The 19,167-nt window shown below is 65.9% G+C and carries 8 protein-coding genes; 2 read left to right on the top strand and 6 right to left on the bottom strand.

Features of this window, described 5'->3' with window-relative positions; genetic code table 11:
• The 5 genes from RBA40_RS25265 to RBA40_RS25245 form a co-directional block, all read right to left on the bottom strand.
• Positions 1–5,167 (bottom strand): non-ribosomal peptide synthetase (locus RBA40_RS25265; protein ID WP_306650934.1); only part of this gene is annotated, 5,167 nt, incomplete at its 3' end.
• Positions 5,168–5,208: 41 nt separating this feature from the next.
• The gene (locus tag RBA40_RS25260) at positions 5,209–8,763 is read right to left on the bottom strand and encodes a non-ribosomal peptide synthetase (protein ID WP_306650932.1); all 3,555 of its coding nucleotides are present in this window, start codon (positions 8,761–8,763) and stop codon (positions 5,209–5,211) included.
• Positions 8,764–8,775: 12 nt separating this feature from the next.
• A complete protein-coding gene (locus RBA40_RS25255) occupies positions 8,776–9,810 on the bottom strand; it encodes a TauD/TfdA family dioxygenase (protein WP_306650930.1) in 1,035 nt (344 codons plus the stop codon).
• Positions 9,811–9,834: 24 nt separating this feature from the next.
• Positions 9,835–13,311: a condensation domain-containing protein gene (locus tag RBA40_RS25250; protein ID WP_306650928.1), complete on the bottom strand. Its 3,477-nt coding sequence runs from the start codon at positions 13,309–13,311 to the stop codon at positions 9,835–9,837.
• 33 nt (positions 13,312–13,344) lie between these two features.
• Entirely contained in the window at positions 13,345–14,286 is a 942-nt protein-coding gene (locus tag RBA40_RS25245) for a TauD/TfdA family dioxygenase (protein ID WP_306650927.1), read from the bottom strand.
• Positions 14,287–14,510: 224 nt separating this feature from the next.
• On the opposite strand from RBA40_RS25245, the gene RBA40_RS25240 reads away from it, so the two are divergent.
• Complete coding sequence (locus RBA40_RS25240; protein WP_306650925.1) at positions 14,511–16,565, top strand: TonB-dependent receptor; 2,055 nt, start codon at positions 14,511–14,513, stop codon at positions 16,563–16,565.
• Between the two features lie 40 nt (positions 16,566–16,605).
• Complete coding sequence (locus tag RBA40_RS25235) at positions 16,606–18,006, top strand: diaminobutyrate--2-oxoglutarate transaminase (RefSeq protein ID WP_306650923.1); 1,401 nt, start codon at positions 16,606–16,608, stop codon at positions 18,004–18,006.
• Positions 18,007–18,081: 75 nt separating this feature from the next.
• On the opposite strand, the gene RBA40_RS25230 is transcribed toward RBA40_RS25235, so the two are convergent.
• A complete protein-coding gene (locus RBA40_RS25230) occupies positions 18,082–19,065 on the bottom strand; it encodes an esterase/lipase family protein (RefSeq protein ID WP_306650922.1) in 984 nt (327 codons plus the stop codon).
• Between the last annotated feature and the right edge of the window lie 102 nt (positions 19,066–19,167).

Below are 19,167 nucleotides of genomic sequence, written 5' to 3'. Positions count from 1 at the left end.
ACGAGGCGGCGTTCCGCATCGCCTGTTCCCAGGCGTCGTCGCTGGCAGGTGTGGCCAGCTCCAGCGGCAGGGGCAGCGATGCGTCTTCGTCGATCAGCAGCACGGCGCCGGCGCCCTGTTCAACGATGCGGCTGCGCAGGATCTCGTGGCGCGCCGATACCAGTTCAAGTGCCCGCTGCATGCGGGCAGGCTCGAAGCGGCCGTGCAGCTCGATGGCCGAACTGATGTTGTAGGCGGCCGCCGGCGCGAGCTGGCTCAGGAACCACAGGCGCTGCTGGGCGAACGACAGCGGCAGCACGGCAGGCCGGGGCTGAACGCCGATGGAAGGGGCGGCAGGTGTGCTTGACGTGCCGACAAGCGGGGCCAGTTGCGCGATGGTCGGATTGGAGAACAGCTCGCGTAATGCCGGCACGACGCCAAACCGATCACGCATGCGCGCCAGCACGACCGTGGCGAGCAGGGAGTGACCGCCAAGGTGGAAGAAGTTGTCATGCCGGCCGACGCGTCCTTGCGGCAGGCGCAGCACGTCGGTCCAGATCGCGGCAATTGCCAGCTCTGTGTGGCCCTCCGGCACGACCGACGGCGCCGATGGCGCGAGCGCTTGCGCTTCCACGCTGCGCGGCTGACGGTCTCCCGCCACAAGCGCACGCTGGGGAGCGTCAAGCACTTCTTCCAGCAACGCTTCCAGCTGGGCCAGCAGACGCTGCGCCGTCGTTTTCTCGAACAGGGCACTTGCGTACAGCAGTTCCAGGTCCACGGGGCCGTCGTGCGGGCAGGCGACGTGCAGATCGAGCTCGCATTCGGACTGGGCCAGCGGCGTGTCGAGCGCGCGCATCTCCAGGCCAGGGAGCGACACGCGCGACTCCATCGTCAACTGCTGGGCGACCATCACCTGGAACAGTGGCGCGTGTTCCACGCTGCGCGGCACGGCCAGGGCGTCGACCAACTGCTCGAACGGCAGGTCCTGATGGCGCTGCGCTTCAAACAGGGCGTCACCGACGCGGCGGGCGAGCGTTGTAAAGGTGGGGCGGTCGCTGAACTCCGTACGGATGACAAGGTTATTGAGCAGAATGCCTAGCATCGATTCGGTTTCCGCGCGCTGGCGGTTCGACGCTGGCGTGCCGATCAGGATATCCGTCTCGCCGCTGAAACGGTGCAGCAGCGCGGCGAACGCGGCGAAAACAAGGCTGAACGCGGATAGCCTGGTTTCGCCGGCGTGGCGGTGCAGCCGCTGGGAGAGGGCCGGCGGCAGGCGCAGCGACAGGCTGCCGGACTCGTAGTTTTGAACGGATGGACGCGGATGGTCATGCGGCAGGTCGAGCACATAACGTGGCTGGCGGCCGCCGACAGGACCGAGGGCGGTGCGCCAGTAGGCGAGCTGGCGTTCCAGCTCCGGCCCTTGCAGGTGCGCGCGCTGCCACAGCGCGAAGTCGGCATATTGAATCGGAAGTACGTCCAGCTTTGGCTCGGCGCCAGTGCGGTAGGCGGCGTAGCAGGCCGTCAGCTCGCGCATGGCCAGCGTGGCCGACCAGGCGTCCGAAACCAGATGGTGCAGCACCACCGCAAGGATGGTGCGCCGCTCGTCCAGGCGCAGCAACTGGGCGCGCAGCAGCGGAGGGCTGGCAAGGTCGAATGGCTGGCGGAAGAAATTGACCAGCCGTTCGGAGAGTTCGGTTTCGGGCAGGTCGATCAGCGGCAGCGCGAACGGCGCCGCCGGCGCCACTTGCTGCCATGCCTCGCCGCCTTCGCTGGCGAACCCGGTGCGCAGTACTTCATGGCGCGCCAGCAGGGATTCAAAGCTGCGAACCAGCAGGCCGACATGCAGTTCACCGGTCAGTTCCAGCGCGAACGGAATGTTGAACAGACTGGTGCCGGGATTGAACTGCTCCAGGAACCATAGCCGCTGCTGGGCAAACGACAGCAGCAGGCGCGCGGGCCGCTGCTGCGCCACGATGGCGGGCAAGAGCGGCTGGCTGTTCTGGCGCGCCAGGGTGTCGTCGATGGCGCGCGCCAGCTGGGCGATGGTCGGGAATTCGAACACGGCGCGCAGCGGCAATTCGAGCTTGAACCCGGTGCGAATGCGGGAAATGACCTGCGTCGCGAGCAGCGAATGGCCGCCCAGCGAGAAGAAGCTGTCTTCGATGCCGAGGTCCGGCACCGCCAGCACGGCGGTCCAGATCGCGGCGAGCTGCTGTTCGGTCGAGGTGCGCGGCGCGACATGGCGGCGCTGCTGCTGGTTCAGGTCAGTGCGGCGCGCGCTTAACGCTTTGCGGTCCACTTTGCCGTTCGGGTTCAGCGGCAGGCGTTCCAGTTCGACCAGCATGGCCGGGACCATGTAGTGCGGCAGCTGCAGCGCCAGGTGATCGCGCAGCGCGTTCGCATCGACGTCATGGCCTTCCTTGCGCGACCAATAGGCCAGCAGCTGGGTTTCACCACGGACATCGGCCTGGGTCACCACCGCCGCTTCATTGACCGCCTCATGCTGGGCCAGGCGCGATTCGATTTCGCCCAGTTCGATGCGGTAGCCGCGCACCTTGACCTGCTGGTCGCGGCGGCCGAGGAATTCAATGACGCCGTCGGCCCCATAGCGGCCCATGTCGCCGGTGCGATAGAAGCGGGCGCCGGCCTCGAACGGGTGGGGGACAAAGGCGGCGAGGGTGCGCTCCGGATCGTTGAGGTAACCGCGTCCGACGCCCACGCCGGCCACGCAGATTTCGCCCGGCACGCCAATCGGAACCGCGCGCAGTGCCGCGTCGAGAATGAACAGGCGGTTATTCGCGGTGGGCCGGCCGATCGGCATGGCCAGCATGGCCTCGTTCGGCGGGGTGCTAATGGCGTGGAAGGCCACATCGTCCGAGCATTCCGCCGGGCCGTAGGCATTCATGAACGGGATCGAAGGGAAGCGCTCGAACCAGCTGCGGCACACGGTTGGCGGCAGTGCTTCGCCGGTCGGCAGGACCCAGCGCAGCGATGCAAGCGTGCAGTCCGGCGGGCACACGTCCAGCATGCCGCGAATGACCGTCGGTACCGCTTCGATCAGGGTCAATGCCGCGGCGTCGATCGCCTTCAGAAGCAGGAATGGATCATGGGCGACGGCGTCGGGCAGGATATGCACGGTGCCGCCCACCAGCGGGGCCGCCAGGAACTGCCAGACCGAAATGTCGAATGCGGGCGATGCGGTTTGCGCAATGCGGTCGTTCTCGTCCATGCCGAGCGTCGGGACCTTGCCGAAAATATTATTCAGCATGCCGCGTTGTTCGACCATCGCGCCCTTTGGCTGGCCGGTGGAGCCGGACGTGAAAATGACGTAAGCCAGGTCCCCTGGGTTGCCAAGTGGCGCCAGCGCACTGTCGTCGCCGCGCAGCCAGATCGACTCGGCCAGCAGGGCGACGGGACGGTGCTGCGCGCCGCTCATGACCTGGTCGAGCAGCATGCCGCTGGTTTCCGATGCCAGCAGCAGCGGTGCCCGGGCGAGGGCAAGGATGTCGGCCAGGCGGCCGGGCGGGTGCAGCACATCGAGCGGCAGGTAGGCCGCGCCAGCCTTGAAGACAGCGATCATCATGGTCAACAGCGGCAAGCCGCGTTCGGCCATCAGCGCCACGAGCGTGTCCGGTCCGGCGCCGGCCGCACGCAGCGCACGCGCGATGCGGTTGGCGCGGCGATCGAGTTCCTCGTAGGTGAACGAATCGGCGCCGCAGACCGCGGCAACGCGATCCGGATGCGCGGCGGCACGCCGAGCGAACAATGAGGCATAGGTCTCGTCAAGCGGGAAGTCATGTTCGCTCGCGTTCCAGTCGCGCAGCAGCGTGTTGCGCTCATCTGCGGTGAGCATCTCGATGGCGGACAGCGGCGACTCGGGCTGGGCCAGCATGCCGAGCAGAAGCTCGCGCATATGCCCCAGCATGCGCGTCACCGAATCGCTGGCGAAGCGGCGGGTGTCGTACGACAGGCGCATGCCGACACGCTCGCCCGGCAGCACCACGGCGGTGAGGCCATAGTGCGTGTGGACGCTATGGTCCATGCTGTCGAACTTCACGGCCAGTTCGCCGCGCAGCAGTTTTTCGTCGACCGGCGCGTTTTCGTAGACCAGGATGCTGTCGAACAGCGATTCGCCACGCGCGAAGTCGCTCCAGCCCTGGATGTCCACCAGCGGCGTGTGTTCGAACTGCCGGATTTCCAGGTTATGCGCTTGCACTTGCTGCAGCCACGCCACCACGTGCCGGTCTTCCTCCACCGCGACCCGCAGCGGAAGGGTGTTGATGAACAGCCCGATCATCTGCTCAACGCCCGCCAGGTCGGCTGGCCGGCCGGCGACGGTGACGCCGAACAGGACATCGCGGTTGCCGCTGTAGCGGCTTAACAAGAGCGCCCACACCCCCTGGAACAGCGTGTTCGGCGTGATGCGGTGGGTCTGGCAAAAGCGTTCCAGGCCCAGGCTCTGCGCCTGGTCGAGGAACACGGTCATGTCCTGGACCTGCACGGCCGACGTGTATTGCTCGCCGCGCGCGCCCTGATCGACCGTTAGGCCGGTCGGTGCGTTCATGCCGGCCAGTTCGCGCTGCCAGAATTGCTGCGCCTGACCGCGGTCCTGCTTTTGCAGCCAGTCGATGTAGTCGCGGTAGCGACGTGGACGCGGCAGCTGGGGCGTGCGCCCTGCGATCAGTTCCGCGTAGGCGTTCATGCAATCGATCGTCACCAGCGAAATGCACCAGGCATCCATCAGGATGTGGTGGAAGCTGCGGATGAACTCATAGGATTCATCGGCCAGGCGCACCAGCCGGAAGCGGATCAGCGGTGGCTTGCTCAGGTCAAAGCCGCGTTTTTGCTCGTCCGCCAGCACTTGCTGGATGAAGGCTTCCTGTTCGGCGTCTTTCTGCCCACGCAGGTCGAACTGTTCAACCGGCACGTCAACGTGCTGGTGGACGATCTGCATGGGTTGCTTTTGCGTTTTCCACAAAAAGCTGGTGCGTAGCGCGGGATGGGCTTGCACCACAAGCTGCCAGGCGCGCAGGAAGGCCTGGCCATCGATGGCACCGCCGATGCGATAGCGGTCCTGCATCAGGTACACACCGGAGTCGCCATCGAGCAGGGTATGGAACAGCATACCTTGCTGCAGCGGCGAAAGCGGGTAGATGTCTTCGATATTGTGGGCGTTGACTGCGGTCATCCAGGAAATCCTTGTTCTGTTATTTGTAGTCGGCGAGCGCGTTACGAGGCGCTGTCCGAGTTAAGTTCGGCCAGCAGCTCTTCCAAGGCATCCTGGTCAAGGCCCGCGGCGGGGAAGTCTTGCGCCATCAGGCCAGCGCCGGCATTGGCAGCGCAGTGCTGCGCCAGCTCCAGCAAGCCTTGCGCCACCGCGCCCGAGAGCTGGTGCAAGCGCTCTTCGGTGTAGTGGCCGCTGTCGGCCGACCAGGCCAATGTCAGGGCGTGGGGCAGCAGGGTGGCGGTCAGCTGCAGCGGCGCCTGGGCGCGTGCCGGCTGGACCTCAAGCGGGGCGCCGGCTGCTTCGCGCACGGCCAGGCAGACGTCGCCGGCCGGTCCGGCTTCGGCTTCGCGGCGCAGCGCCGCCTTGGCTTCATGGGCGAAGGATTGCCAGCCGGTGTCGCCGGCCTGGAACGCGTGATGGGTTACGTACTGGCCGTTGCCGCCGTCGTGCAGCCGTGTCAGGCGCAGCGGCCTGCCATCGCGCTCGGCCAGCAGGGCACGGGCCAGCGCCGCGGCCAACACCTCGCCGGCATCCATTCGGTAGCGTGTGGCGCCTAGTGCAAATGCGTCCAGCATGGCGCCGTCGGTCCAGCTTTGTAGCCAGCCCACGTCGGCCTCGAAGGAGTCGGCCTGGCGCCACTCGGCCACGGCTGCCATGGCTTCGACCGTCTGGTGCTCGAACACTTGGCGCGTGCTGAGGGTAATGCCGCTGCGGTTCGCGCGCGTGACAACCTGCAGGCTCAGGATGGAGTCGCCACCGATCTGGAAAAAATTGTCGGTCACGCCGATGCGCGGCATGCGCAGCACGCCGGCGCAGATATCGGCCAGCTCCTGTTCGAGCGCCGTTCGCGGCGCCACATACTGGTCGCGCATGCGGGCCGCGCTGTCCGGATCGGGCAGCGCATTGACGTCGCGCTTGCCGTTCGGCGTCAGCGGCATCGTGCGCAGTGCGATGAACAGCGCCGGCACCATGTACGCGGGAAGGCGTTCGGCAAGGTAGTTGCGCAGCGCGCCATCATCCGGCGGCGACGCCTGGCGGCCGGTAAAGTAGGCCAGCAGGCGCTTGCCGCCTGCTTGTTCCTGCGCCACCACCACGCAATCGCCGATGTCGCCATGTCCCAGCAGGTGGCGTTCGATTTCCGCCAGCTCCACGCGGTGTCCGCGGATCTTGACCTGGTGGTCGCGCCGGCCCAGGAAATGCAGCCTGCCGTCGGCATTCCAGCATGCCAGGTCGCCACTGCGATAGGCGCGCTGGCCGCCGGCGATGTGCGCATTGCTCGCGAACGATGCCGCCGTCTGTTCCGGATGGCCGCGGTATCCGGTCGCCAGCTGCGCACCCGCCAGATAGATTTCGCCAGTCTCGCCGATTGCCGCCGCGGCGCCGTATTCGTTGACCAGGTCCACCGTCATGCCAGCAACCGGACGGCCGATGCCTGCCGCGCGCGCGCAGGTCAGCACTTCGGCGCTGGCCCACACGCCGCCTTCGGTCGGGCCGTATTCGTTGACCAGGCTTGCCTGGGGCAGCAGGTCGTGGTGGTGGGCCACCAGCCCGTCGGTGCAGGCTTCTCCGGCGACGACCCATGTCGCGATCCCGGCCAGGCGGGCGGGCGACGCATGGTCGAGTAGCGCGCCGTACAGCGACGGCAGCGACAGGCTGTGAGTGACCCCATGCTTTTCAATGAGGTTGCAAAGGGTATCGAGCACCAGTTCGTCGCCGCTTGCAGGCAAGACCAGTTTGCCGCCTTGCGCAAGCGTCCAGAAGATGCCCGCGACCGAACTGTCGAAGGAGAATGAGGACAGCAGCAGGAAGGCGCGCACCGGTTGCCGGTAGAAGGCCATCCGTACCTGGGTCGACTGGCTCAGGCTGCGGTGGCTGATTTCGACCGCTTTCGGCTGGCCGCTGGAACCCGATGTATAGATCAGGTATGCGGGCAGCGCAAGGTCGCCGGCGAGGCCTGGATTGGTGTCCGGCAGCTGCGCATCCGATGGCGCCTCCTGGTCGAGCGCGATCGTCACATGCGGCGCCGTGCCAGGCTGCGCTGCATAGCCGATCACCTGGCGCACGCCGCTATCGCGCACCATGAATTCCAGGCGTTCGGACGGATAGCCGGGATCGAGCGCCAGGTAGGCGGCGCCGGCTTTGAGCACGGCCAGGATCGCGACGATCATGTCGTTACAGCGTGGCAGGACGATGCCGACGATGTCACCCGGTGCGACCCCGCTGCGCAGCAGCCGGTGCGCCAACTGGTTTGCCCGGCTGTTCATCGCGCCGTAACTGAGCGTGGCGCTGATGTCGGCCAGGGCCGGCGCCGCCGGATGGTGCGCGGCCTGGCGTTCGATCAGGTCCACGATACTGATTGCCTCGACCGGCGGCTGATCGGCTGGCATGGCGACGATGGCGCGCTGCACGGGGCCGAACAGCGCTATGGCGCCGGTTGGACGGCCGCTGTCTTCGGCCAGCGCAGTCACGAACAGATCCCACTGTTCGGCGAGCAGTCGCAGGGCGGCCGCATCCCAGATCGCGGGATCGTAGTCGAACGCGCAGGCAGCACGCCGTATGCCGGCGCGTACGGACAGGCGCAGGCTGAAGCGGCGGGCAATGCACTGCTCCTGAAGGATGGTGGTGCCGGGCCATGCCGGCTCCTCGACGCATGCGAAGCCAAACTGCGGGACGGCGCCGCCATCATGGTAGTCGCGCCAGCCAAGCGCCAGGCTGGCCGCATCGCGCAGCGCGCCGATCTGGTTGTGCAGCGAGAGCTGATGATCGATCGTGGCGCGCACCGGGAGCGCCAGCTCGTAGAGACCGAGTGCATTGTCCAGCGCATCGCCACGGCCGCTATCGGTGTACGCGATTTCCACCAGCGATTGTCCGCTCAGGCGCGACAGGAAAATCATCCAGGCGGCCGATAGCCATTGGGCCGCTGTGCAACGCGCAGCGGCGAAGACGGTGGAATCGACGGTCGTTGCCAGCGCCATCGATTGGGGCTGGAAAGCGCCGTGCGCACCGCTTGAGCCAAGGCGCAGCGACAGTGGCGGTGCCGGGTCGGCCAGTTGCTGCTGCCAGTATTGCATTCCGGGCGCGTCGGGCGCTTCGAGCAGGGTGTTCTTCCACTCGGCGTAGTCGGCATACTGCAGCCGCTCGCTGTCGTCACCTGGCGCGATCAGCTGCGCGGCGATCAGCCGCAAGCTGGCGGCATCGGCATGGGTGGCGGGCGCGCGCAAGGCCAGCACATGGCGCTGATCGCCGCTCTGCCACAGGTTCGCTTGCAGCGTGCTGGCGTCCTGCTGCTGCGCTTCGCCGAGTTGAAGAACCGGCGCGCTGGCGCCGCCGATCTGCTGTATCGGCAGGCGCATTCCCGGCACCGCGCACAGGCGCGTGCTCAGGATTTCCTCGGCCTGTACCAAGGCCTGGAAGCGGGCATTGATCGCGGCCGTATCGCAAGGGCCGTCGATCTGCAAGCGCAGGCTGGCCCAGTACGGATGGCTGGCGGCGCCGTCCCGGAGGCTCCAGCAGGCGGCTTGTTGGGGCGAGGCGCGAAAGCCGGTTACTTCGGTCATGTTCAACTCCATTTATTGATCCAGGTCTTTGCTGTAGAGCGCTTCGGCCATGCCGGTCATGATGGCGCGCTTGCCGGAAAACGGTTCGCGGCCGTGCACGCACAGCATGTTGTCGATAAAGAGCACATCGCCCTGCTGCCATTGAAACTTCATCAGGGACTGCAGATACGCGGCGCGCAGCTGTTCGAGCACCTCCGGTTCGATCTCGCTGCCGTCGCCGTAGAAGGTGTTGGTAGGAAGGTCCTGCGGACCGAAGCTGGCCTGCAGCGAGGTGCCGATGGCTTCCGGCAGGGTGCTCACGTTGAAGAAGGTGGCATGGTTGAACCACACCTCTTCGCCGGTGCGAGGGTGGCGCATGATGGCGGGACCTTGCTGGGTGGTGCGCAGGCGGTTGCCCGACTTCCACTCGACCGTGATGCCGATCGAGGCGCAATACGCTTCGACCTCGGCGCGATCTTCGGTCTGGAAGACGGTTGGCCATGCAAGGCCGAAGCCGTCGCCGTAGTTACGCACATAGAGCACCTTCTTTTCGCGGAATTTGTCGACGACCGCGGCGGGAATGCGGCGCATGACGTCGCGCGTGGAGCCGATCGGCGTTTCGCCGCGCACCTCGGGAGCCACGTGGCAGTAGAAAAACAGGCGCAAGGGGAATTTGGGCGAGTACGAGTGCTCGTTATGCGGGAAGATCATCTGGTCGGCCGGATAGTCGGTCGACGTATAGATGTTCCCGCCCACGCGGGTACGCGGCGAGGCGCGGAACTGGTACTCGAGCGCGCCGGGCGAGAGCGCGGCGATGACCTGTTCGAACTGCTCCACCGTATGGATGCCGAAATTGCGGAACAGGATGGCGCCATGCTCAAGCAGCTTTTTTTCCAGCACTTGCCGCTGGCTTGCGGCCCACGCAACCAGGCTGACGCTGGCGGCGGCCGGTTCGATCACCAGCGGCAGCGTGGTGTCGGGGGAGAGCATGCGTTCCGACACGAGGGTATGCTCGGAAACGGTGATGGCTTTGCGGCGCATGACGCCAGGGGCTGCGGGAAGATTCATATCCGGTCTCGGTGAAGGGTTGGTCTATGCCTGCGCCACGCGGCGCCTGGCCGCGCCAAGCAAGGCGCGGCTGTCGGACGTTTGCCGCTGCTGGAGCGCGAGGCGCAATGCGTTGTCGCGCTCGCGCATCTGCTGCGTGAGCAGCGACAGCGGCAGCGGGAGCAGGGCGTCGAAGCCGTCGATCAAGCCGGTCCACAGCTGGACGAAACGGTCGATGGCGTGCTGGTCGAAGCGCGCGGTCTGGTACTTGAGGTTTGCCGTCACGCCGTTGGCGCCATGGGTCAGGTCCAGCACCAGGTCGAAAGCGCCGCCGTCCTGGTACTGGGCGATGTCGGCGATGCGCAGTGCGCCCAGCGATGTGGCGTGGGCGCGTTCCGGCTGCCAGTTCAGCTTTACCTGGAACAGCGGCGACTCCTTGCCGGAGCGCTCGGGCGCAATGGCCGACACCAGCAGGTTGAATGGCAGCTCCTGATGGGCGTACGCCGCCTGGGCGTCGGCGGCGACGCGTGAAAACAGTTCGGCCAGGCTCGGATTGCCATCGAGGTCGCAGCGCAACGGCAGCTGGTTGACGAAAAAGCCGATGATGTCGTCCAGTTGCGGATGCGCGCGGCCGGCGACGTCGGTGCCGATGATGAAGCGCTGCTGTCCGCTCCAGTAATGGAGGCAGGCGCCAAACAATGTGAGCAGTCCCATGAACACGGTGCTGTTGTGGGAGCGGCAGTATTGTTCCAGCCGCGCCACTGCCAGCGACGCCAGTTTGAACGTGTGCAGTCCCTTGCCTGCGTGCGCGCCATTCTGGACCGGCAGCGCCAGGGTGTGCGGCATGTCGTTCAGGTAGCCGTGCCAGAATTGCAGTTCGGCGTCGACCAGTGGAGCGGTCAGGCGCGCGTGCTCCCATTCGGCAAAGTCGGCATAGTCCAGCGGGCGCGGGCCGAATTCGCATGCGCCGCCGGTGCTGTGCGCCGCATACAGGCGGTCCAGGTCGGCCAGGAAGATCTCGGCCGAGCGCCCGTCGAAGGCGATATGGTGAAGCCCAATCAGCAGCTCATGCTGGTCCGGCGTGCAGCTTGCCAGCGCTGCGCGCAGCATCACGCCGGCCGCCAGGTCGAACGGGGTGTCGCGTTCCTGTCTGACCATGCGGGCCAATTTTTCCTGCTGCTCAAGCGCGGGCAGTGCCGACAGGTCGATGCATTGCAGCGGCGCCGGCGCCCCCGGCACCGTAAGCTGCAATGGCCCCTGGGTCGAATCGCGGTAGGCCGTTCGCAGTACGGAATGACGCTCGGTCAGGTCGTGCAAACTGCGGCGCAGCGCGTCGGCGTCGAGCGGGCCACGCAAACTGAGACGAACCGCGATATTGTGTTCGCAGCCGCGCGGATCGAGGCGGTTGAGGAACCACAGGCGGCGCTGGGCGTGGGACTGGCGCTTCTCGGCGCGTCCGGGCAGGGCTGGTATCGCATCGCCGCTCGCCTGCTGCAGTTCCAGGTGCCGCTGCAGGCCGTGGGCCAGCATGTCCAGCGACCCGTCGCCGAACATCGTCTCGAGCGGTGCATGCCAGCCGGTGTGCATCCGCAGGCGGCCGTGCAGGGTGGCGATGGCAATCGAGTCGAATCCGAGCCCGATGAGCGTGGCCTGCGGGGCGGGCGCCGCGCCCGGGCGCAGCGCGACGACCTGCAGGTTCAGCCAGGCGGCGCAGGCCGCGGCCATCTCTTCCCCGGTGGCGCCTTCCGCGCGCAGCGTGGCCAGGTCGGGCAGCGCCTGCGGTAACGCGGTGCCGGCGGCCTGGCCGCCGGTGACAGCGATCACTTCCAGCGTGTTGTCCAGGTATTGGCGGCGCGCGCCGCTGCGGCTGATTTTTCCGCTGGTGGTCATTGGAATCGTGGCCGCTGCGATCAGGACGATGACATCGACAGCGCAATCGGCCGCTTCCCTGACCGCGTCGCGCATGGCTGCGAACAGCAGCTCACGCGCCGCGCCGTCGGCGCAGCGCCGGTGCGGCTCGGCCACGATGACCAGCTGTTCGCGCGCTCCATGCGGATCGGGCACCGAGAACGCGGCGATGCGGCCGGCGCGGATGCCCGATTCAGCCTGGGTGACCGCGAACTCGATATCATTGGGGTACAGATTGCGCCCGTTGAGGATAATCAGGTCTTTCAGGCGCCCGCAGATGACCAGCTGTCCCTCATGCATGAAACCCAGGTCGCCCGAGCGCAGGTAGTGGGCATCGTCCCCGGCGGCACGGGCACGGAACGTTTGCTCGCTGATTTCCGGCTGGCCCCAGTAGGCGTCGGCGTTGCTCGGCCCATGCAGCCAGATTTCGCCGATGTGACCCGGCGGGCAATGGCTCATCGTGTCAGGGTTGACGATCGCGATGCGGTGCAGCGCCTGCGCCTGGCCGCAGCCGACGAATTCGGCCGCGTCATCGCTGTCCTGCGCCAGGACCGCGCGCCCGTTTTGCAGTGCCGCTTTGTCCAGGCGCAGCGTCAACGGCAGTTCGGATGCCGCTACCGTGCACACGCACAGGGTCGCTTCGGCCTGTCCGTAGCCGGGGCAGAGCGCCTGCTGGCGAAAGCCGGCGTCGGCGAAACGCGCACCGAAGGCCGCGAGGGTGGCCGCGTGTACCGGTTCGGCGCCGCTGATGGCGTGCTTCCAGCAACTCAGGTCCAGCTGGGCGATGGTGGCGTCGTCGATGCCCGAGACGCACAGTGCGTAGGCGGAATTGGGCGCAAAGCTGGCCGTGCCGCGGTAACGGCTGATGGCCTGGAGCCAGACCGATGGCGACTGGACAAAACTCTTCGTCTCCATCAGCACGCAGCGCATGCCGGCGTAGATGGGCAGCAGCAGCCCGCCGATCAGCCCCATGTCGTGGTACAAGGGCAGCCAGTTGACCATGCAGTCATCAGGCAGGAAGTCGACGCCGGCGCGCATCAACTCCAGGTTGGCCAGCAAATTGCGCTGCCGGATCACCACGCCTTTGGGCGCGCCGGTGGAGCCGGACGTGTACTGCAGGAAGGCGACGGCGTCGGGGTCGGACACGGGCCGCCGCCACGCCGGTGCAGGGGACGCGGCGTCTAGCTGGGCGACGGTCATGATGTCGACCTCGATGCCGAGCGAGGCGGCCAGCTCGCGCAGTACCGGCTGCGCCGCGTCGGTCGACAGGATCAGGGCGGGGCGCGCGTCGGCCACGATGTTGCGCACCCGGTCAAGGTGGCGCGGGCGGCGCGACTGGGGGGCGAACAAGGGCACGGCGATCATGCCGGCGTACTGGCAGGCGCAGAATGTATCGACATACTCCATGCCCGACGGGAGCATCAGGAGGATGCGCGCCTCGGGCGCATAGCGCTGCTGGAGCAGGGCGGCCAGGCTGACCGCGCGCTCGTGCAGCGCGGCGAAACTGGCGGTGGCGCTCACTTCGCGCCCGTCCGCAAGAAACTGCACGGCGGCGTGGCCGGCGCGGTGCGCCGCCCGGGCTTCCAGTACGTCGATGAAATGGTGGTGGTTCATGGGTGTAGGTTCACTTGGTGGGTCGTGGACGGCTCAGGCCATGGCGACAATGACTTTGCGCTCGCCCGAAAACGGGTTGCGCCCGTGCGCGACCAGCAGGTTGTCGAGCATGAGCACGTCGCCTGCCTGCCACGGGAAGGCCACCGCGGTGCGCTGGTACACGGCGCGGACGGCGTCCAGCTTCTCGTCGGCGATCGGGCTACCGTCGCCAAAGCACACGTTGCGCGGAAGGTTGTCGTAGCCGACCGCCTGCAACAGGTTGGCGCGCAGCGCCGCGTCGTTGGCCGATTCGTGAAACAGGTGCGCCTGGTTGAACCAGACCCACTCGCCGCTGACGGGGTGCTGCAGCACCGCCTGGCAGCGCTGGCGCGTGCGCAGTTCGTCGTCGGCTTTCCATTCCCATTCGATGCCATTGGCGGCGCAGTAGCTTTCAACCTGCGCGCGCTGCTCGGTGTTGAACACGCGCTGCCAGGGCAGGTCGAGGGCGGCGCTGTAGTTGCGCACGTACAGCAGTTCGCGGCGCGCGAATTCGTCGCGCAGTTCGACGGGAATGCGCTGGTACACCAGGCGGCTGTCGGCAATCGGCGTTTCGCCGCCGGTCATGCTGGGCTTGATGCAGTGGAACCAGATCAGCGACGGCCACTGGCGCGTGTAGGACTGTTCGTTATGCAGCGCAATGCTCTGGTGCGCCGGATACTCGGTGGAGCTGTAGACGCCGGCAAACACCTTGCTGCGCGGCGTGGAACCGAACTCGTAGCTGGCCAGCGGCAGGCCGAAGCTGGCTGCGAATTTCTTGAACTCCAGCGGCGTGGGCACGCCGAAGCCGCGGAACAAGACGCCACCGGCGCTGGCCAGCGCCGTGGCCGCCGTCTGCCGCGCGTCGGCTCCGATTGCCGTCAGCGCCTCGGGTTTGTCGGCCTGAATGACAAAAGGCAACGGCGATTGCAGGCAGTTGCCGGCCGTAATTACTGGCATGGTGCGATTCCTTGGAAGTGGGGGAGAAGCCCCTTGATAAGCGGTGCTGCAACGTTGACGCAATCATAATCACGGCCGACTTAAATGTAAACGATAATACGAACGCTTCTCATTTATATTCAGATTTACAATGTCAATAAAGCTAGGTAATATCCGCTCCGGTCCTGGTGCGTAGCGCAACGCGCGTAGCCAGATAGCAATCAAAAGCAAGCTGGAGTGAATTCATGAAGTTGTTGAACGTCAAAAAGAACAAGATGGCGGTCGCGGTTGCGGCGGCGCTGTGGCTCATGGCACCCGGAGTAGCCAACGCGGCCGATGCCGCGCCGACAGTCGAGACCGTGATCGTCAAAGGCCAGAAAATCGACCGCCCGCTCGATGACACGCTGGCCAGCGTGGCAGTGGTGACGGCGCGCGATATCGCCGACCATGCCGATGCGTCGCTGACCGACATCATGGCGCGCCTGCCCGGCGTGAATACCCAGTCGGGCAATGAAACCTGGGGGATTCGCGGCGTGCCGGTGGCAGGCTTCGACGACCAGGGACCGGCTACCAGCAATGGCGCGGTGTCGGTGTATGTGGACGATGCATTGCAGCCGCACCGGATGCTGACCCTGAGTCCGTTACCACTGTGGGACGTGGAGCAGATCGAGGTGTACCGCGGCTCCCAGTCGACCATGCAAGGCCGCAACGCGCTGGCCGGCGCGGTCGTGTTCCAGACCAGGAACCCGGGTTACACGCCGTCGCTGTCGGCGCGGATCAATGGTGGCAATCATGGCCAGCGCGGCGCTGCCGTGGCTGGTGGCGGCGCGATCGTCGATGGCAAGGTGGCAGCCCGCTTCGCAGCCGATGTGCAGAGCGGCGACGGGTACATTCGCAACGACACCCTGGGCAAGGATGCCAATCCGCAGCGCAACGTCAACCTGCGTGCCAAACTGCTGCTCGAACCAGTCGACGGCCTCGACTTGCTGTTGACGCTCTCGCACGCGCGCAACCGGCGCGGGATCCAGGCCGTCAACCAGGGTCCTCAATACTATACGGTGAGCTATAACACCGGGGAGTTCGACCAGCTCGACCAGGACAGCGCGACCCTGCGCGCCGATTATGTCGTCAATCCGGCCCTGACCCTGACCAGCATTACGTCGTCCTCGCGCGGCACCTACGATTCGCTGCTCGACTTCGACCAGCGCGCCGACCGCACCCAGGAAGTGCTGCGGGTCCACAAGAACAAGCTGTTCAACCAGGAAGTCAGGCTGGCATACAAGGTTCCCGGCCTGCAGGCGCAGGCAGGCGTCTACTACGGCACCGTCGGCAACGACATGAACGACCGCCTCGATTTCAGCGGCGAGACCGTGGGCAGCGTCACCGGGACGACCCGTATCGCCAGCCGTAGCGTGTTTGGCGAAGTCAATTGGGACTTGGTGCCGAACTGGCAGTTGGTGGGCGGCCTGCGCTACGAGCGAGAGCGCAACAAGACGGCGCTGGAAGACGGGCTGGCCTCCGTGTCTTCGGTGAACCAGGTCAAGACATTGAGCGCCTTGCTGCCGAAGCTGGGCCTGAACTACCGCCTCGGGCCCGATCAATTGTTCGGCGCTTTCGTCCAGCGCGGCTACCGCAGCGGCGGCGTCAACGTCCGGGTCGGCACCGCGCACCGCGCTTACGATCCCGAGTACACCAATACCGTCGAGCTGTCGCACCGCGCCGCCTGGCTCGACAAGAAACTGCGCACCACGGCCAATGTGTACTTCACCGACTGGAAGGACCAGCAGGTGGCGCTGCTTGACGCCGATGAGGAATTGCAAGTGGCGAACGCCGGCCACAGCCGCATGAAGGGCGTGGAACTGGGCGCCGAGTATCGCCTGAGCCCGGCGCTGCAGCTGCTGGCGGGCGCGTCGTACAGCCATACGCGCTATGTGGATTTTGTCGCCTACGGAGACACGCTGAGCGGGCAATCGTTCATTGGCGCGCCGCGCCGCAAAGTCAACCTGGGCATGGTGTATCGCCTCAACGGCGCGCTGACGGCCAGCGCCGACGCCATTTATCAGGATGGCAGCGCGTCGGCCTACCTGACCGATGCCAGCGGCAAGGTCAGCAACGTGCGCCGCAGCGACGACGCGGCCCTGGTCAACGCCAACCTGGCCTACCGCTTCGGCAAGGCCACCGTCAGCGCTTATGTAAAGAATGTTTTCGACCGCCAGTACATTGCCAATAATCAGTCTGGCAGGGTCGTGGACGTAGCGGCGCCGCGCACCGTCGGCGTTGCTCTGCGTTACGACCTGTAAGCGCTGCATTTGCAGCGACCAACCGAGTGAGAGGATCGACATGAATGCACCTGAAAGAGGGATGGACCTGGCTACCCGGCTGCGCCGGAGCCATACCGGTCTCGATGCCCTGTATTGCCTTGACAGCACGCCCGTGCTGGACCGGCAGAGTCGCCAGGAATCGAATGCGCGCAGCTATCCGCGCCGGATTCCCCTGGTGCTGGAACGCGCGAGCGGGATTTACGTTCAGGACAGCCGCGGACAGGTCTTCATCGATTGCCTGGCCGGCGCCGGCACGCTGGCACTCGGCCACAACCATCCGGTGGTGCTGGAAGCGATCCATGCCGCCATGTCATCGAACCTGCCGATGCACACGCTGGACCTGACCACGCCGGTCAAGGATGCCTTCGTGCAGGAGATTTTCGACAGCTTGCCGCCGGCGTTCGCCAGGCAGGCGCGGATTCAGTTTTGCGGGCCCACCGGCGCGGACGCTGTCGAGGCCTCGCTCAAGCTGGCGCGCACCACCAGCGCACGCCAGAACGTACTGGCCTTCCAGGGCGCCTATCATGGAATGACGCTCGGCACGATGTCGATCAGCGGCAACCTCGGACCCAAGAATGCCCTGGGCGCCTTGCTGTCCGGCGTACAGATGCTGCCGTATCCGCACAACTACCGTTGCCCTTTCGGTACCGGCGGCGAACAGGCGATCGATTTGAACCTGCGCTATATCGAGCAGCTTTTGTCCGACCCTGAAAGCGGCATCACGGCGCCGAGCGCCATGATCCTGGAGCCGGTGCAGGGGGAGGGTGGCGTCATCGCCGCGCCCGACCGCTGGCTGCAGGGCCTGCGCCGCATCACGCAGGAGCGCGGCATTGCGCTGATCGTCGACGAGATTCAGTGCGGCATCGCGCGCACCGGCAAGATGTTCGCCTTCGAGCATGCGGACATCATTCCGGATATCATGCCGCTGTCCAAGGCCATCGGCGGCGGTTTGCCGCTGGCGGTGGTGGTCTACCGCGAAGAGCTCGACGTCTGGCAACCCGGCGCGCACGCCGGCACCTTCCGCGGCAACCAGCTGGCCATGGCGGCCGGCACGGCAACGCTGCGCTATCTCAAGCAGCATGCGGTGGCGGACCATGCGCACCAGGTGGGCGAGCGTCTGCGCGCCCATCTGCTCAAGCTGCAGAGTGCATTCGGCTGGATCGGCGATGTCCGCGGACGCGGCCTGATGCTGGGCATGGAGATTGTCGACCGCGACGGCGAACCGGACGGGCAGGGGCATCCGCCGGTCCATACGGCCCGCGCCAAGCAATTCCAGCAGGCATGCCTGCAGCGCGGCCTGATTCTCGAATTGGGCGGCAGGCACAGCGCCACGGTGCGGCTGCTGCCACCATTGATCATTACCGACGCGGAAATAGATTTTGTGGCGACGATTCTGTTCGCCGCAGCAGCTGCCATTTAGCGGAGCGCCTCTGAGAGACTGCATGACGGCTGGTCGGCGGCGGCGTCAAGGTGCATGCCGCCAGTTTGTTGACGATCAGCGCGCCGCCTCTCCAAACAAGCGCGTCAGCAACTGGCCGAACTTCTCCTTGCGATCCGGCTCGGTCGGCTTGATCACCCCGTGTTCCTGCAATACGGTGATCAGCTTGACCGGCCCGGTGCGATTGTTACCCACAATCTCCACATGGCCCGCCTTCACCTCCACGATGTTGACCAGCGGGTCGCTGTCGACGGCCGGGTTGCGCTGCTCCGCCAGGGAAAAAATCGCATCCGATTCCACGCAGGCGCCGTTGCTCATGCGCCGGCAGCTGCCACCTTCATCGGTGACGATCTTGAGAAAATCCTTCACGCGCGGATCGAGTGCGCCGGGTTCGACGATGAACGGCGAGGTATAGGTAATTTCCGACCATTTATCGCCTGTGACAATCTGGCAGATCGGCGCGACCAGTCCAAGCGACAGCGTCCGCCACAGCGGGTTGCCGCAATGGCGCGCCGCCGCAATGCCGCCGAACGGTCCGGACACGGTCACCAGGCGCATTTTTACATCCCCGCCTTCGATGGCAGCGCTCTTGGTCACGGACATCGCCTTGCGGGCGATCAGGGCTCCCTGGCTGTGACCCATGACGGTAATGTGCTTGTTATCCAATTTCTGGCTCAACTGATTGAGCGCCGTATCGAGCTGGCCGGCACTGGCCACCAGGCTGTCGCGGTCGTTGTAGCTGAAGCACACGGTCTGCTGGCCGTGAAAGGCCAGCACCTGGGCCATGCCGCGGTAGCGCCCGGCGGAGCTGAAACAGCCATGCACCAGCACGGTGACCGGCTGCTGGGCGTTCAGTTTCAGTGTATGGTCGCCACTGTCGGTGCACTGGCTCAGGCCGGGAATCGTCAGGCTGATGTTGGCCGGCGGTAAGCGCGAACTATCAATCGTCATCAGCGGCGGCTCGCCCGGTGGCGGCGTGGCGCAACCGGTCATGAATCCAAGGGCCGCAATGGCCATGACGGCTGCGAAATTTCTTATCATTTATTATTCCAGTGTAGGGGCGCGTATGCTACCGAGTTTAGCTGATCGCCCCATCAACCGGGCCAATGGTGTGCGAATTGTATGGCGATTGAGCGGGCTTAA

Origin of the sequence: Massilia pseudoviolaceinigra, assembly GCF_030846505.1 — a bacterium.
GTDB lineage: Bacteria > Pseudomonadota > Gammaproteobacteria > Burkholderiales > Burkholderiaceae_D > Telluria_A > Telluria_A violaceinigra.
Note: the sequence above shows the minus strand (reverse complement) of the source record. Positions and strands in the feature narration are given on the sequence as shown.

Coding starts and splice junctions, on each gene's coding strand:
- RBA40_RS25240 (WP_306650925.1), top strand. CDS start 14,511: ATGAAGTTGTTGAACGTCAAAAAGAACAAGATGGCGGTCGCGGTTGCG.
- RBA40_RS25230 (WP_306650922.1), bottom strand. CDS start 19,065: ATGATAAGAAATTTCGCAGCCGTCATGGCCATTGCGGCCCTTGGATTC.
- RBA40_RS25250 (WP_306650928.1), bottom strand. CDS start 13,311: ATGAACCACCACCATTTCATCGACGTACTGGAAGCCCGGGCGGCGCAC.
- RBA40_RS25235 (WP_306650923.1), top strand. CDS start 16,606: ATGAATGCACCTGAAAGAGGGATGGACCTGGCTACCCGGCTGCGCCGG.
- RBA40_RS25245 (WP_306650927.1), bottom strand. CDS start 14,286: ATGCCAGTAATTACGGCCGGCAACTGCCTGCAATCGCCGTTGCCTTTT.
- RBA40_RS25260 (WP_306650932.1), bottom strand. CDS start 8,763: ATGACCGAAGTAACCGGCTTTCGCGCCTCGCCCCAACAAGCCGCCTGC.
- RBA40_RS25255 (WP_306650930.1), bottom strand. CDS start 9,810: ATGAATCTTCCCGCAGCCCCTGGCGTCATGCGCCGCAAAGCCATCACC.